14 protein-coding genes are annotated in these 14,123 nt (G+C 70.5%); 9 read left to right on the forward strand and 5 right to left on the reverse strand.

Annotated elements, in window-relative coordinates; translation table 11 throughout:
• Window positions 1–64: 64 nt before the first annotated feature.
• Window positions 65–364, reverse strand: a complete 300-nt coding sequence (locus ABD736_RS10400) for an antibiotic biosynthesis monooxygenase family protein (RefSeq protein ID WP_344791694.1) — start codon at window positions 362–364, stop codon at window positions 65–67.
• Window positions 365–457: 93 nt separating this feature from the next.
• Between ABD736_RS10400 and ABD736_RS10405 the strand changes: the two genes are divergently transcribed.
• The 4 genes from ABD736_RS10405 to ABD736_RS10420 all read left to right on the forward strand — a co-directional run bounded on the left by ABD736_RS10405 (window position 458) and on the right by ABD736_RS10420 (window position 5,808).
• Window positions 458–1,696 carry an O-acetylhomoserine aminocarboxypropyltransferase/cysteine synthase family protein gene (locus ABD736_RS10405; protein ID WP_344791695.1) on the forward strand — a complete coding sequence of 413 codons (1,239 nt, stop codon included), beginning with the start codon at window positions 458–460 and terminating at the stop codon, window positions 1,694–1,696.
• 17 nt (window positions 1,697–1,713) lie between these two features.
• Window positions 1,714–3,036 carry an LLM class flavin-dependent oxidoreductase gene (locus tag ABD736_RS10410; RefSeq protein WP_344791696.1) on the forward strand — a complete coding sequence of 441 codons (1,323 nt, stop codon included), beginning with the start codon at window positions 1,714–1,716 and terminating at the stop codon, window positions 3,034–3,036.
• 114 nt (window positions 3,037–3,150) lie between these two features.
• Window positions 3,151–4,149, forward strand: coding sequence for an SIS domain-containing protein (locus tag ABD736_RS10415; protein WP_344791697.1), 999 nt, complete (start codon window positions 3,151–3,153; stop codon window positions 4,147–4,149).
• A gap of 120 nt (window positions 4,150–4,269) precedes the next feature.
• Window positions 4,270–5,808, forward strand: coding sequence for a glycosyltransferase family 39 protein (locus tag ABD736_RS10420; protein ID WP_344791698.1), 1,539 nt, complete (start codon window positions 4,270–4,272; stop codon window positions 5,806–5,808).
• Here ABD736_RS10420 and ABD736_RS10425 read toward each other — a convergent pair.
• Together ABD736_RS10425 and ABD736_RS10430 are read right to left on the reverse strand one after the other, a co-directional pair.
• Window positions 5,805–7,049 (reverse strand): MFS transporter, encoded by a 1,245-nt coding sequence (locus ABD736_RS10425; protein WP_344791699.1) that lies wholly within the window; start codon window positions 7,047–7,049, stop codon window positions 5,805–5,807. The genes ABD736_RS10420 and ABD736_RS10425 overlap by 4 nt on opposite strands.
• Window positions 7,050–7,081: 32 nt before the next feature.
• Entirely contained in the window at window positions 7,082–7,552 is a 471-nt protein-coding gene (locus tag ABD736_RS10430) for a DUF2000 domain-containing protein (protein ID WP_344791700.1), read from the reverse strand.
• A gap of 68 nt (window positions 7,553–7,620) precedes the next feature.
• Here ABD736_RS10430 and ABD736_RS10435 point away from each other — a divergent pair, with 68 nt between their 5' ends.
• Window positions 7,621–8,100: an Lrp/AsnC family transcriptional regulator gene (locus ABD736_RS10435; protein ID WP_344791701.1), complete on the forward strand. Its 480-nt coding sequence runs from the start codon at window positions 7,621–7,623 to the stop codon at window positions 8,098–8,100.
• 1 nt (window position 8,101) lies between these two features.
• On the opposite strand, the gene deoC is transcribed toward ABD736_RS10435, so the two are convergent.
• Together deoC and ABD736_RS10445 are read right to left on the reverse strand one after the other, a co-directional pair.
• The gene (gene deoC / locus ABD736_RS10440) at window positions 8,102–8,794 is read right to left on the reverse strand and encodes a deoxyribose-phosphate aldolase (RefSeq protein WP_344791702.1); all 693 of its coding nucleotides are present in this window, start codon (window positions 8,792–8,794) and stop codon (window positions 8,102–8,104) included.
• Window positions 8,787–9,149 (reverse strand): winged helix-turn-helix transcriptional regulator, encoded by a 363-nt coding sequence (locus tag ABD736_RS10445; protein ID WP_344791703.1) that lies wholly within the window; start codon window positions 9,147–9,149, stop codon window positions 8,787–8,789. Before ABD736_RS10445 ends, deoC begins: the two co-directional genes overlap by 8 nt.
• Before the next feature lie 65 nt (window positions 9,150–9,214).
• On the opposite strand from ABD736_RS10445, the gene ABD736_RS10450 reads away from it, so the two are divergent.
• The 4 genes from ABD736_RS10450 to ABD736_RS10465 all read left to right on the forward strand — a co-directional run bounded on the left by ABD736_RS10450 (window position 9,215) and on the right by ABD736_RS10465 (window position 14,101).
• On the forward strand, window positions 9,215–11,485 hold the full coding sequence (locus ABD736_RS10450) for an LLM class flavin-dependent oxidoreductase (protein WP_344791704.1): 2,271 nt from the start codon (window positions 9,215–9,217) through the stop codon (window positions 11,483–11,485).
• An 83-nt stretch (window positions 11,486–11,568) separates the two neighbouring features.
• Window positions 11,569–12,813 (forward strand): MFS transporter, encoded by a 1,245-nt coding sequence (locus tag ABD736_RS10455; RefSeq protein ID WP_344791705.1) that lies wholly within the window; start codon window positions 11,569–11,571, stop codon window positions 12,811–12,813.
• 2 nt (window positions 12,814–12,815) lie between these two features.
• The gene (locus tag ABD736_RS10460; protein WP_344791706.1) at window positions 12,816–13,364 is read left to right on the forward strand and encodes a winged helix-turn-helix transcriptional regulator; all 549 of its coding nucleotides are present in this window, start codon (window positions 12,816–12,818) and stop codon (window positions 13,362–13,364) included.
• A 182-nt stretch (window positions 13,365–13,546) separates the two neighbouring features.
• Window positions 13,547–14,101 carry a YceI family protein gene (locus ABD736_RS10465; protein WP_344791707.1) on the forward strand — a complete coding sequence of 185 codons (555 nt, stop codon included), beginning with the start codon at window positions 13,547–13,549 and terminating at the stop codon, window positions 14,099–14,101.
• Window positions 14,102–14,123: the final 22 nt, after the last annotated feature.

The following is a 14,123-nucleotide window of genomic DNA, read 5'->3' on the forward strand; positions in this document are numbered from 1 at the left end:
ATTCGGCGCGAGTGTGGCCGCTGCAGCGGGCACGATTGCGCCGAACGGGCACAGCGAGGGGCGCTTACAGGTCGACGACCTCGAACTCGAGCAGGGAGGCGCCGGTCGCGACGGTCGGCTGGCCCTCGCGCGCACCCTGGTGCGCCGCCGCCGCGCCGTTCTCGCGCCAGGCCTGGAACGACTCCTCGTCGGCCCACGTTGTCACCACGAAGTAGCGGTTCTCGCCTGAGACGGGCCGCAGCAGCTGGAATCCCTCGAACCCGGGCGCCGAGTCGACCGCGTGCTTGCGCGCGGCGAATCGCGACTCGAGCTCTGAACCGGCGCCCTCTGGCACCTCGATGGCGTTGATCTTCACGACAGACATACGTCGATCCTTACCAGCGCGGCCTGTGTGTGCCCGTAACCGCAAGACACAGAGCGCTCTTCTCTCAACTGCGAGCGGGAAGATCGAGGCACCATGGGAAACACTGAGTGGGGCTTTTCGACCGAACAGGTGCACGCGGGCATCCGGCCCGACGGCGGGCACGGCGCGCGCATCACGCCCGTCTATCTGAGCAACGGATTCCTGTTCGACGACTTCGACCAGGCGCGTGAGCGCTTTGCGGGCGAGTCAGAGGGCTACTACTACACGCGCTACGGCAACCCCACGATCGCCGCCGTCGAGCGCAAGCTCGCGGGGCTCGAGCACGGCACCGACGCCCTCGCCGTCGCGAGCGGCCAGGCGGCGCTGACCATCGCGTTCCTCACGCTTCTGCAGCAGGGCGACCACGTGGTCTCCGCCCGCTCGATCTACGAGGGCACGCGCGGCCTGCTGCGCGAGGACTTCGCCCGCTTCGGCATCACCGCGACCTTCGTGAAGGATCCGAACGACGCCGACGCGCTGGCCGCAGCGTTCCAGCCGAACACGAAGGCCGTCTTCATCGAGTCGATCCCGAACCCGCGCAACGACGTGCCCGACCTTGAGCTCGTCGCGCGCGTCGCCCACGAGCGCGGCGTGCCGGTCATCGTCGACAACACGCTCGGCACGCCCTTCCACGTCCGACCCATCGACCACGGCGCCGACCTCGTCGTGCACTCGACGAGCAAGTTCCTCTCCGGCCACGGCTCGGCGATCGGCGGCGCGATCGTCGACTCCGGCAGCGAATATCTGAGCGGCGCCGTCGCCGACGGCCATACCGTCACGAACGAGACCTTCACGCAGAAGGCGCGCAGCCTCGCCGGCCGCTTCGGCCCGACACTGTCGCCGTTCAACGCCTTCCTGCTGCAGCACGGCATCGAGACCCTCTCGCTGCGCATGCGCCAGCAGTCGGGCAACGCGCTCGAGATCGCACGGTGGCTCGAGGCGAGCCCGGCCGTGGCATCCGTCGACTACAGCGGCCTCGAATCGAGCCCGCATCACGCGAACGCCGAGCGCTACCTGCGCGGCGGCTACGGCGCGGTGTTCGCCTTCACGCTCGCCGGCGGTCTGCCTGCCGCGCGGGCGCTCATCAACCGGGTCACGCTCTGGAGCCGCATGACGCACCTCGGCGACGTGCGCTCGCTGATCCTGCACCCCGCGTCGACGACGCACATCCACCTGACCGACGCGGAACTCGCGGAGATCGGCATCCAGCCCGGCACGATCCGGCTTTCGGTGGGCATCGAGGATGCCGCAGACCTCATCGCCGACCTCGAACAGGCGCTCGCCTCGGCCTGATCGGCAAGAATCTCACCATGACTCGACTGCAGCACTTCGGCTGGTTCTTCTCGCGCGGCTTCGGGCCGCAGGCGTGGGGTCGCGCCGACTACCACTGGGGCTACGACTGGTTCCGCCCAGAGCTCTATGTGCAGGCCGTGCAGCAGCTCGAGCAGGCCGGCCTCGACCTCGTGATCCTCGAGGACGCACTCTCGATCGGGAATCCCTCGACCATCGATCTGCGCACCCGCCAGGCCTACGGCGGCCCCAAGCACGACCCGCTGCTGCTCGTGCCCTATCTGCTCAACGCGACCAGGCACCTGGGCTTCACGCCGACCATCAACCCGGTCGCGACGCCGCCCTATCTCGCCGCGCGCCAGGCGGCCACGCTGCATCACCTCAGCGGCGGCCGGTACGGCATGAACGTCGTGACGGATGTCGCGTCGAGTCGCCACTTCGGCGTCGAGCCGCTGTCGCACGACGGCGCCTATGACCGCGCCTCGGAGTGGCTCGAGGTCGTGAAGAAGCTCTGGCACAGCTGGGGCGAGGGCGCGTACGTGAACGACACCGCGTCGTGGCACTTCGCCGACGGGGCGAAGATCGATGCGTTCCGGCACACGGGCGATTACTACGACGTGACCGGGCCGCTGAATGCGATCCCGTTCGACGACGGCGACCCGGTCATCGTCTCGCCCGGGGGCAGCCCGCGCGGCATCGCGTTCGCGGGCACCAATTCCGAGGTCCAGCTCGCGCTCGCGCCGCTGGACGTGTCGTCGGTGGCCGGCTATCGCAAGCGCGTGATCGATGCGGCGACGGATGCCGGGCGCTCGGCGGCCTCGATCAAGACGCTCTTCGTGTTCAAGCCCGAGATCGTCGCGAGCCGGGAAGAGGTCGACCGCGTGGTCGCGGCCAGCGAGCACCCGACCGATGAGCAGCTGCACGCGATCCTGCTCGGGCAGTCGAGCGACCTCGAGACCGACCTGACCGGCCTGGACTGGGATCGCCCGGTCGACCCCGACGCGATCTTCGGCGACCACGTCTCGCGCGGCTCGATCAAGGGGCTGCTCGCGGCCGCCTCGTCGTTCGAGGACCACACGCTGCGCGAGCTGCTGCAGCGGCACGCTCGGAAGGGCCGCGCCGCCGACCGCACCGGCTGGGTCGGCACCGCCGAGGACATCGCGGACTACATCGAGGAGTTCGGCGAGGTGGCCGATAACGACGGCTTCATCTTCTCGGGCGACCTGCACCCCACGACGGTGCACCGCTTCCTCGACCAGCTCGTGCCCGAGCTGCGGGGGCGCGGGCTGCTGCGCACCGAGTACGGCGACGGCAACCTGCGGGCAAACCTCACCGAGTTCTGACGCTCTCGCGCCGCGCCGAACTGAGCACTGTTCGCCTATCGTTTTCGTCGCTTTCATCGACCTGATTCACGCAATCGGTTGGAATGCGCGCTGCGGTCGACTTATCTCGAAGGCATGGAGACGAGGCTCTCCCGAGCGATCGGGATGCAGGCGCGCGCACTGCGCGACCTCGCTGCGTCGTCGTTTCCCGAGCAGGCATCCGTTCTCGCCGACGCTCGGCGTCTCGTTCTGATCGGCACAGGCTCGAGCCTGAATGCGGCGCGCCTCGGAGCCTGGCAGCTGCGGCGCCGCGGTGTCGATGCGCTCGCCATGTCGTCGGCGAGCCTGGCCAGGTGGGAACCGGCCGTGCGCCCCGGCGACGCCCTCGTCGTCATCAGCCACACAGGCCAGACGGCGTACAGCATGCGGGCGCGACTCGACGCCCTCGCCGCCGGCATCCCACTCGTGTCGATCACCGGTGCGGGGGCGGACTGGCCGGAGGCGATCGTCGCCGGCCCCGCTGAGACCTCTGACACGCACACCGTCAGCTATCTCTGCTCGCTCGCCGCGATCGCGCGGCTGGCCGATGGCATCGAGGCCGTGCGCGCGCGGACGAGCGTGCGCCCGGCATCCCTCACGCTGCTGGATGCGGCAGACCGCGTTCAGGCGGCGATCGATGCGCCCGAGGTGGCGCACATCGGCGTGCCGGCGCGCGCGACCGCGATCGTCGGCGCCGGCCCGTGGGCCATCACGGCGGCGGAAGGCGCGCTCAAGCTGCGCGAGGCGGCGCGCGTGCTGGCCGAGGCCTATGACACCGAGGCGCTGCTGCACGGCAGCGCGGTGCCGCTCACCGACGCCGACACGCTGATCGCGCTGCAGCCCGGCGCCGACCCCGATGGGCTGATCGACCGGCTGGCCGCGGCCGCGCACGCCGAGGGCGTGCACGTGGCGACCATCGATGAGGAGCGCCCGCTCGCCGACCCGTTCTACGCGCAGTTCCCGCTCACGGTGCGCCTGCAGCAGCTGGCCGCGCACTTCGCACAAAGGCGGGGGCAGAACCCCGACGAGGTCATCGTCGGGTGCTGGCACGCCGACTCGCTGTGGAACGCGGGAAAGCCCGCGCGCGCGTCCTGACCAGATTCCTGATCGATTCCTGGCCCGATTCCTGATCGGCATCCGGCAAAGCGGGTATTCACCGGTCATTCGTCGAATTCCTTAACGGATTCTTCGACCGGGCCTGTTCGCATAGGAGCCATGAGCACGACGCTGGGGGCGCAGCGCCCCGTCCATACGCAGGAATTCCGCCTGCGCGCATGGCTGCGCACGCCCACCGTCGCCGTGCCCGGCCTCGCGGGCCTGCTCGCCGCGGTGATCACCGCGCTCGGCTCCTGGATCCCGTCTCTCTGGGGCGACGAGGCGGCATCCGCACTGTCCGCGCAGCGCTCGCTGCCGTCGTTCCTGCACGAGATCGTGCATGTTGACGCGGTCCACGCCGTCTATTACGCCGGCCTGCACCTGTGGGTCTCGGTGTTCGGCGCGAGCGCCTTCGCACTGCGGCTTCCTTCTGCCATCGCGACCGGTGTCATGGTCGCGGGCGTCGTCCTACTCGCGCGCTTCTTCGTGTCCTCGTGGCGGCTGCCGCTGATCGCCGCGGCCTTCGCGGTCGGGCTGCCCCGGCTGAACTTCGCGGGCATCGAGGCGCGCAGCTACGCCTGGACGGCCGCGTTCGCGACCTGGATTCTCGTCTGCGCGGTCGCGACCCTGCGCGGCCGCGTCTCCGCGCATGTCGGCTGGGCAGGCTTCGCGCTGCTGGCCGGCGTCGGCACCGCGCTGAACCCGTATGTCGGCAGCCTGATTCTGGTGACCGGATGCCTCGCGGCGCTCTCGGCCGGCGAGCGCCGCGCGCACCTGCGCCGCTGGGCGTGGGCGTCGCTCGTCGCGCTGGCGCTGGCGTCGCCCGTGATCCTGCTCGCGGTGCTCGAGCGGCACCAGGTCGCGTTCCTCGCGCACCGGCCCGAGCCCGCCGAGACCTGGGTCGTGAAACAGTGGTTCCACGACCCTCTGATGGCGATCATCGGCTGGGCGCTGCTGGTGGCTGCCGCCGTGGTCATCGCCGTGCGCCGCGATGCGCGCCTCGACCTCGGTCTCGGGGTGGTGGCCCTGCTCTGGGTCGTTCCGGCGAGCGCGTTCCTGATCGGCACGATCCCGACGCTGCACCATTACGCGCCGCGCTATCTGACCCTCACCGCGCCGGGCGTCGCGCTGCTCATGGCGCTGGCCGTCGACGCGATCTTCCGCAGCTGGAAGCCGGCCGGCGTGGCCGCGCTGGTGCTCGTGCTGGGCGCAGCCGTTCCCGCCTACCTCGCGCAGCGCGGGCCGAACGCCGAGAACGCCAGCGACTGGGCCGAGGTCAGCCAGGTCGTCGCGGCGCACGCGCTGCCCGGCGACCAGGTGGCGTTCGACACCGTGGTCCGGCCGAGTCGCCGGCCACAGTCGGCCTGGCGCCTCTACCCCCGCGATTTCCGCAATGTGTCGGTGCCGCAGCTGGTCACGCCGTACTGGCAGCGGAAGACCTGGTCCGACGAATTGATGACGATCGAGGATGCCGCAGCGCAGCACCGCTTCACGGCGCCGACCGTCTTCGCCGTCGAGTCCGACTTCGCGAGCACCGGGGTGGTCGATGTGAACGGGATCCCTGCGCTCGAGTCGGCCGGCTACCACGTGGTCGAGCACTGGAAGCTGCACTCGGACGAGGTGTACAAGCTCGACCGGGAGGGCACCCCGCCCCGCTAGGTCGGGTCTTCCGCCGAAGCATCCCTCGCCCCTGCTGCGACGCCCGGGCGCACCCGGCCCGCGTTCTTCGGAACCCAGGCCCACAGCGACGCCGCGGCGGCGAAGCCGACGACGGCGCTGACCTCGATGCCGAGCGCGAGCCCGGCGAGGGCGGTGACGGCGGAGAGGATGACGGGACCGATGCCCGCGCCGGCGTCCGCGAGCTCGCGCCAGACGCCGAGGAACGTCGGGCGGCCGATCGCGGGGGAGGTGTCGGCGCCGAGCGTCATCACGATTCCCGAGCCGATCCCGTTGCCGAACCCCATGACCATGGCGACCAGGGCGAGGGTCGCGACCCCGTGGGTGAGCGGCATGAGGGCGAACGAGATGCCGAGGACGAGCGTCGAGGGCACGGCGACCCAGCGGCGGCCGTAGCGATCCATCACCTTGCCCGCCGGGTAGAAGGTCAGCGCGTCGATCGCACCCGCCACGCCGTAGATGATCGACGACGTCGACGGCTCAAGGCCGAGGTGCGCCGCCCAGAGCGGGATCACTATCTGCCGCGTCTGCCTGATGGCCGACAGCAGCAGGATGCCGAGGCCCAGCGTGACGAACAGCCGCCAGTACTGCTTGAGGATGCCGACCGTCGTGACGGAGGCCGCCGCCGCGCGCCGCGACTCGCTGAGCTCGAGATCCGGCACACGATAGACGATCACGGCCGCCGCGATGATGGCGACGAGCGCCACGATGTAGGCCCCGTCAAGGCCCCAGAAGTGCATCGCCGCGGCCCCGATGAACGGGCCGAGAAAGACGCCGATGCGCATCGTCCCGCCGAGCGTCGACAGCGCCCGAGCTCGCATGTGCGGCGGCACCATCTCGGTCAGGTAGGACTGCCGCGCGAGGTTGTAGACGGAGCTCGCGGCGCCGATCAGCAGCACGCCGAACGCGTAGGCGAGCAGCGACAGCGCGTGATCGCGCAGGTCGACGAGGCAGAACGCGAGCCCGACCACCGTGATCACGGCGGCCACGAGCATCGCGCGCCGTTCGCCGATGCGGGTCGCGAGGATGCCGGAGGGGATGTTCGTGGCGATCGACCCGATGCCGATCAGAGCCGCCACGAGTGCCGCCACCGACGTCGTCGCCCCGCGCTCGATCGCGCTCAGCGCGATGACGGGGAAGATCGCACCCTCAGCGAGACCGAAGAGCGTCGACGGGCCGTATGCCGCCACCGCGATCGAGCGGAGGCGGAATTCTTCGGGCACGTTAACTATTTTGCCCCGCTCGCGCGGCGGCGTCAGGCGAGCAGGGGCAGCGAACCCACGAGACGGTCGACACGGTTGCGCGGCCCGACCAGGCTCAGCGCGAAGTACTGGTGGTCGGCGGCGCCGCGCGCGGCGAGCTCGTCGGCATACTCCGCGTAGACGCGCGTCGCCTGCGCGACGGCGGGCATGTCGGCGACGAAGACGTCGTCGCGCGCCGCGGCCTTGGCTCGCAGTTCGGCGAGCTTCGCGCCTGGGGCCGCGAGGATCGCGCAGCCGGCCCACGGCAGTCCCGGGTGGGCCGAGCCCGAGGCATCCGTCACGTCCGGTCCGAGCAGCCCCGTCACCCGCGCCTGCGTCGCGGCGGCGACGCACACCGCGGCGTTCACGGCGCGCCCCGCGGGCAGCGCGGAATCCACGACGATCACCCACTTGAGGTGCGCGTGCCTGGTCGAGATGGTGGGGTCGAACAGCTCGGGGTCGAAGCCGATTGTGAGGGCGGTCATGCCACAAGCCAGGCACATCAACGGATGTGGTGCAAACCTGCCGAACTTCGTACGGCTATAGTGCCGTCATGGCCGAACTGGACGAACTTGATGCGGCGATCCTGGCGGTTCTGCAGGCGGATGCGCGGACGACGAATCGCGACGTCGCGGCGTCCGTCGGCATCGCCCCGACCACCGCGCTCGAGCGCACGCGCAGCCTGCGCGACCGCGGCGTGATCGTCGGCGCGAGCCTCGATCTCGACCTCGCCGAGATCGGGCGGCCGGTGCAGGCGCTGGTCGCGGTGCGCATCAGGCCGCCGTCGCGCAAGGTGATCGAGGCGTTCCGCGACTGGGTGACCGGCCTGCCCGAGACGCTCGGCGCGTTCGTCACGACCGGCGACCAGGACTTCATCCTTCACGTCGCCGTGCCCGACAACGACGCGCTCTACGCGTTCGTCATCGACAAGCTGACGAGCCGGCCCGAGATCGCCGATGTGCGCACCTCTGTGGTCTACGAGCACCTGCGCCGGAAGGCGGTCGCGCCCGTCGGCGTGCGCCGCCGCAGGTGACCTAGTAGCCGGCTTCGCCGGTGGTCGCCGCGCCCGCGAGCAGCGCCCGCGCGCCCGAGACACCGAGGCGCGTGGCCCCGGCCGCGATCATCGCGCGCGCCTGCTCGATGGTGCGCACTCCGCCAGAGGCCTTGACCCCGATCGTCGGGCCCACGGTCTCGCGCATCAGCGCGACGGCGTGCTCCGTCGCGCCGCCGGAGGGGTGGAATCCGGTCGACGTCTTCACGAAATCGGCGCCGGCCGCGACGGCCGCGGTGCACGCCGCCTTGATCTCCTCATCGGTGAGCGCCGCCGACTCGATGATCACCTTGAGCACGGTCGGCTGCGGGGCCGCGGCGCGCACGGCCGCGATGTCGGCTTCGACGTAGCCGAAGTTCCCCTCCTTCGCGGCACCCACGTCGATCACCATGTCGATCTCGTCGGCGCCGTGCTTGACAGCCTCGGCCGCCTCGACCGCCTTGACGGTCGAGCTGTGCTTGCCGCTCGGGAACCCGCAGACCACCGCGACCTTGAGGTCGGCCTCGAGCGGGACCTCCACCGGAAGCATCGAGGGCGACACGCACACCGAGTAGGTGCCGAGCTCGATCGCCTCGGCGATCAGCGCCGCCACGTCGGCGTGAGTCGCCTCAGGCTTGAGCAGGGTGAAGTCGATGTAACGCGCGACCTCCGCCGCGGAGAGCTCGGTGTCAGTCATACGTCGATTCTGCCCGCTTCCAGCGCTGCCCGTACGTCACGAGCGGCTGCAGCGCCGCCAGCAGATCACGACCGCGGGCGGTCAGCACGTACCTCACCGTCACCGGCGTGGTCGGCTCGACGACCCGGTCGATCAGGCCGGCATGCTCGAGCTCCTTGAGGCGCAGTGCGAGCATCCGATCGGAGAGCCCCGCGACCGACGCCAGGATCTCGCTGAACCGGCTCGCGCCGCGGGCGACGGCCAGCATGATCGCACTGCTCCAGCGCCGGCCGATCAGCTCGACGGTGCTCGTCGCGCGGCGGCACTCGTCGTCGTCGATCTGCTCCCAGCCCGTTCGCACGTTCTCAATGGTCACTTACCTATAGTAAGTCGCTTATGCATTGATTGCAGGATGCCTGCGCAGTGCGGATGCTGGTGAGCATGCCCGACTACGGCCATCCTCTGCGCTTCGGAACCTTCATCACGCCCACCAACTCGCCGGTCGAGAGGCCGGTCGAGCTCGCCGTGCTGTCCGAGCAGCTCGGCTTCGAGCTGGTCACCTTCCAGGACCACCCCTACCAGCCGCGCTTCAGCGACACCTGGACCCTGCTGACGTGGGTCGCCGGCGCGACGAGCCGCATCCACGTCAGCGGCAATGTGCTGAACTCAGCCCTGCGGCCGCCGGCCGTGCTCGCCCGCAGCGCGGCGACGCTCGACCTGCTCTCGGGCGGCCGCTTCGAGCTGGGCCTCGGGGCGGGCGGTTTCTGGGATGCCATCGCCGCGATGGGCGGCCCGCAGTGGACCCCCGGCCAAGGCGTCGACGCGCTCGGCGAGGCCATCGAGATCATCCGCGGCGTGTGGGACGCGGCCGACCGCCACCCCCTGCGCGTGGCCGGCGAGCGCTGGCACGTCGACGGTGCCAAGCGCGGCCCGGCCCCGGCGCACGACATCCCGATCTGGGTCGGCGCGCTGAAGCCGAGGATGCTGCGCCTGATCGGCCGCGTCGGCGACGGCTGGCTGCCGAGCCTGCCCTACCTGCGGGCCGGCGACCTGCAGCGCGGCAACGCGACGATCGACGAGGCGGCCACTCGGGCCGGCCGGAGCCCGGCCGAGATCGTGCGCCTGCTCAACGTTGGACCGCAGAGCACGGCCGACGAACTGATTCGCTTTGCCCTCGAGGACGGCGTCAGCACCTTCATCTTCATGGGCGACGACCCCGAGACGCTGCGTTACCTCGCGGCCGAGGTGGTTCCGCAGGTGCGCGAGGGTGTGAGCGCCGGTCGCGCGCAGGCGGGCACGGCCCCGGCATCCGCTCGACTCCGCAGCGCGGCCGTGCGCGCCAAGCGGGTGCCGGGCATCGATTACGACGGGCTGCCCGACTCGCTCGCCGCGCGCGCGATCGAGCCGGGTGACGCGGCCTACGCGCGCTACACCTCTGGTTACCTGCGTGGCGGCGCCCCCGGGCTCGTCCTGCGCCCGCAGACGACGAGCGAGGTGACGGATGCCGTCGCCTTCGCCGCGCGCCACCGCGAGCTTCCCCTCGGCATCTTCAGCGCGGGCCATGGCCTCTCGGGCCGGTCGCTCAACCGCGGAGGCCTCGTGATCGACGTCGGCGCGTTCAACCGGGTCGAGGTGCTCGACGAGTCAGCCGGGCGGGTGCGCGTCGGCCCCGGCGCACGCTGGCTCGACGTGGCGCGGGCGCTCACCCCGCACGGGCTGGCGATCACGAGCGGCGACTATGGCGGCGTCGGCGTGGGCGGCCTCGCGACTGCGGGTGGCGTCGGCTGGTTCGCGCGCGAGCACGGGCTCACGATCGACCACCTGCTGTCGGTCGACGTGGTGCTCGCGAGTGGCGAGCTCGTGCACGCCAGCGCCGATGAGCACCCCGAGCTGTTCTGGGCGATGCGCGGCGCGGGGGCCAACTTCGGCATCGCCCTGTCGTTCGAGTTCCGCGCCGACCGCGTCGGTCAGCTCGGCTTCGCGCAGCTCGCGTTCGATGCGAGCGACACAGCGGAGTTCCTCGTGCGGTGGGGGGCCGCGCTCGAGGCATCCGATCGCCGCGTCACCGGGTCTCTGATCCTCGGCGGCCGGCAGGGCACGACGCAGTACGCGCAGGCCATGGTCGCGGTCGACAGCGCAGACCCCGACACGATCATCGAGCTGCTGCAGCCGATCGCGTCGGTCGGGCCGCTCGTCGACCAGTCCCTCGCGCTCGCGAGCTATGAGCAGGTCATGGCCGCGTTCGTGAGCGACGCCCCGCAGCAGGCGCAGGGCGAGCCGCACAGCCACTCGGGACTCATCGAGCACCTCACGCCCGAGTTCCCGCGTGAGATCGCGGCGCTGCTCGACGCCGGCGCGTCGTACTTCCTCCAGCTGCGGGCGGTCGGCGGCGCGGTCGCCGACGTTCCGGCCGAGGCGACGGCTTACGGCTGGCGCAACGCGAACTTCTCGGTGGCCGCCTTCGGCACGCGCTCGTCGGGGCTCGACGCGTGGTGGCGCCGACTCGAGCCGCACTTCGAGGGCATGTACCTGAGCTTCGAGACCGACACCGGGCCGGACGCGCTGGCCCGTGCCTTCCCGCCCGCGCACCTCGAGCGGCTGCGCGAGCTCAAGCGGCGCTACGACCCGACCGGCCTCTTCCGCGACAACTTCTTCATCGACCCATTCGGAGCGAACACCGCAGGCGACATCGCCGACGACAGCGCCGCGTGACACATCGGGCTGACTTGGGAATAGCAATCCAGGTGGCTAGGTTGGTGGTTAGTACTTAGCCACCGACCGTGAGGACCAGGCCCATGAACACCGCACGCACGCTGCCTCGCGCAGCCTCGTATTGGACCGCGGCCGCGGTCGCCGCCATCGCGCTGTGGACAAGCGGCGCCCCGAGCACCAGCTATCCGCTGTACGAGTCGCAATGGCACGTCAGCACGGCGGTGACGAACGGGGTCTTCGCCGTCTATCCGGCGGCGCTCGTCGTCGTGCTTCTCGTTTTCGGCGACCTCGCCGACCACATCGGCCGGCGTGCCGCGATCCTGCTCGGTCTCGCGGCCATGCTCATCGGAACCCTGATGTTCGCGGTCGCGCCGAACATCGGCGTCGTCTTCGTCGGCCGCGTGTTCATGGGCGTCGGTGTGGGCCTCGCACTCAGCCCGGCCTCCGCAGCCGTGCTGGAGTTCAGCAAGCCGGGGCGCGAGCGCGCGGCCGGCTCCGTGACCACGGCGGCGACCGCGCTGGGCCTCGCTTTCGCGACGCTCATCGGCGGTGCCCTGATCCAGTACGCGCCGTTCCCGTTGCACCTCGACTTCTGGGTGCTGACGGTGGTGATCGCGGCCCTCGCCGCGAGCGTCTGGTTCATGCCGCGTCACACCCGTGACGAGTCTCGCGGCAGGTGGCGGCCTCGCGGGGTCGCCGTCGCCCCCGGCATCCGTCTGCTCTATGTCGTCGCCGCCCTGTCGATGAGCACCGCGTACATGTTCGGCGCGGTCATCCTGAGTCTCGGCGCGACGATCGCCGAGCAGATCACGCACGCGACGAATGTGCTCGAGGTCGGCGCGATCATGGCCGTCATGTCTGTGTTCATCGGCGCGACCGCGCTTGCGACGAAAGGCGTGCGGCCGCGCAACTCGATCTCGGTCGGAGCGTTCGTGACCCTCGCGGCGTTCGCGCTGCTTCTCGATGCGTCCTACACCGGGTCGCTCGGGGTATTCGTCGCAACGACGATCGTCGCCGGCTCGGGCTACGCGCTGATGTTCTCGGGCTCGCTGGCCCTGATCAGCCAGAACGCGCCCGCTCACCACCGCGCGGGCACGATCTCGGCCGTGTACCTCGTGGCGTACCTGATGCAGGGTGCCACGGCGGTCGCGCTCGGGCTCATCGCCACCGGCACCGGCTTGCGCAGCGCGCTCGACGTCGGCGCGGTCGCCGTGGCCGTGTTCGCCCTCGGCGCGCTGGTGACGGCGCAGGTGCTGCGGGCGCGGCAGAATGCTGCGGACGCCCCCGCGGCATCAGCTCGCACCGCCCCCCTGGTTCTCGAGGAGTGACCATGCCAGATACGACCATGAGCACGCACGAACTCGACCCGGTCGACGCCCGCGAGTACCAGGCGCTCTGCTCGATCTCGCGCACCGTCGACATCCTGGGTCCGCGCTGGAACTTCCAGATCATGCGCGAGGCGCTCGCGGGCATCACCCGCTTCGCCGATTTCCGCGAGATGCTCGGTGTTTCTCCCGATGTGCTGAGCGCTCGACTCAGCTCGCTCGTCGAGGCGGGGGTGCTCGAGCGCCGGAAGTACCACGCCCCCGGCGAGCGCGCCCGCGACGAGTACGTGCTGACCCAGGCAGGCCGAGAGCTCGACATCGTCATCTCGGCGCTGCGCGACTGGGGCGACCGGCACGCACCGGGGGAGTTCGGGCCGATCAGCCGCCGCGTGCGCCGCAGCGACGACACCCCCGTGCATGTGGCCTATGTCGACGAGTCAGGGCACGAGGTGCCCTCGGAGGATGTGGTCGCCCTGCCCGTCGAGTCGTCCCCGGCGGTGCGCTTCTACGCGCGCCGCGGGGAGCTGGTGAAGCGGGCGGCCGCGACGCGCTGATCGCCGGATGCGCGGGCAGGCGGCACGGGCAGGCGGCACGGACGGGCAACGCTGCGACCGCGGCGTCAGCATCCGTTTTCGTAATATTTCTAGATGATCTGGAATGCAGAGCAGTTGAATGCAATTGCATGCATCAGACGGGGCGATCGCCCCGACCACCAGATCAGCCAGAAGGACGAGCAATGACCGACACGATCACCATTCCGGGCTACCGCGCCGGCACCTGGGTCGTCGACCCCGCCCACACCGAAGTGGGCTTCAGCGTGCGCCACCTCATGATCGCGAAGGTGCGCGGCAAGTTCGAGAAGTTCGAGGCGACCTTCGTGACCGCCGAGAACCCCCTCGAGTCGTCCGTCACCGCGAAGGCCGAGGTCGCCTCGGTGAACACGAACGAGCCGAATCGCGACGCGCACCTGCGCACCGGCGACTTCTTCGAGGCCGAGAAGTTCCCCTACATCGAGTTCGTCTCGACGGGCATCCGCGTCGAAGACGGCGACTTCAAGGTCGACGGCGACCTGACCATCAAGGGCACGACCAAGCCGGTGACGTTCGACTTCGAGTTCGCCGGGTTCCAGTCGGACCCCTACGGCAACTACAAGGCCGGGGCGACGGCGACGACGAAGATCAAGCGCGAGGACTGGGGCCTCACGTACAACGCGGCGCTCGAGGGCGGCGGCGTGCTGATCGGCTCTGAGGTCACCATCACGATCGAGCTCGAGGCGACGCTGCAGGCGTAGCCCTCGCCGCGCAGCAGGCGCG

Origin of the sequence: Gryllotalpicola daejeonensis (genome assembly GCF_039538145.1) — a bacterium.
Taxonomy (GTDB): Bacteria; Actinomycetota; Actinomycetes; order Actinomycetales; family Microbacteriaceae; genus Gryllotalpicola; species Gryllotalpicola daejeonensis.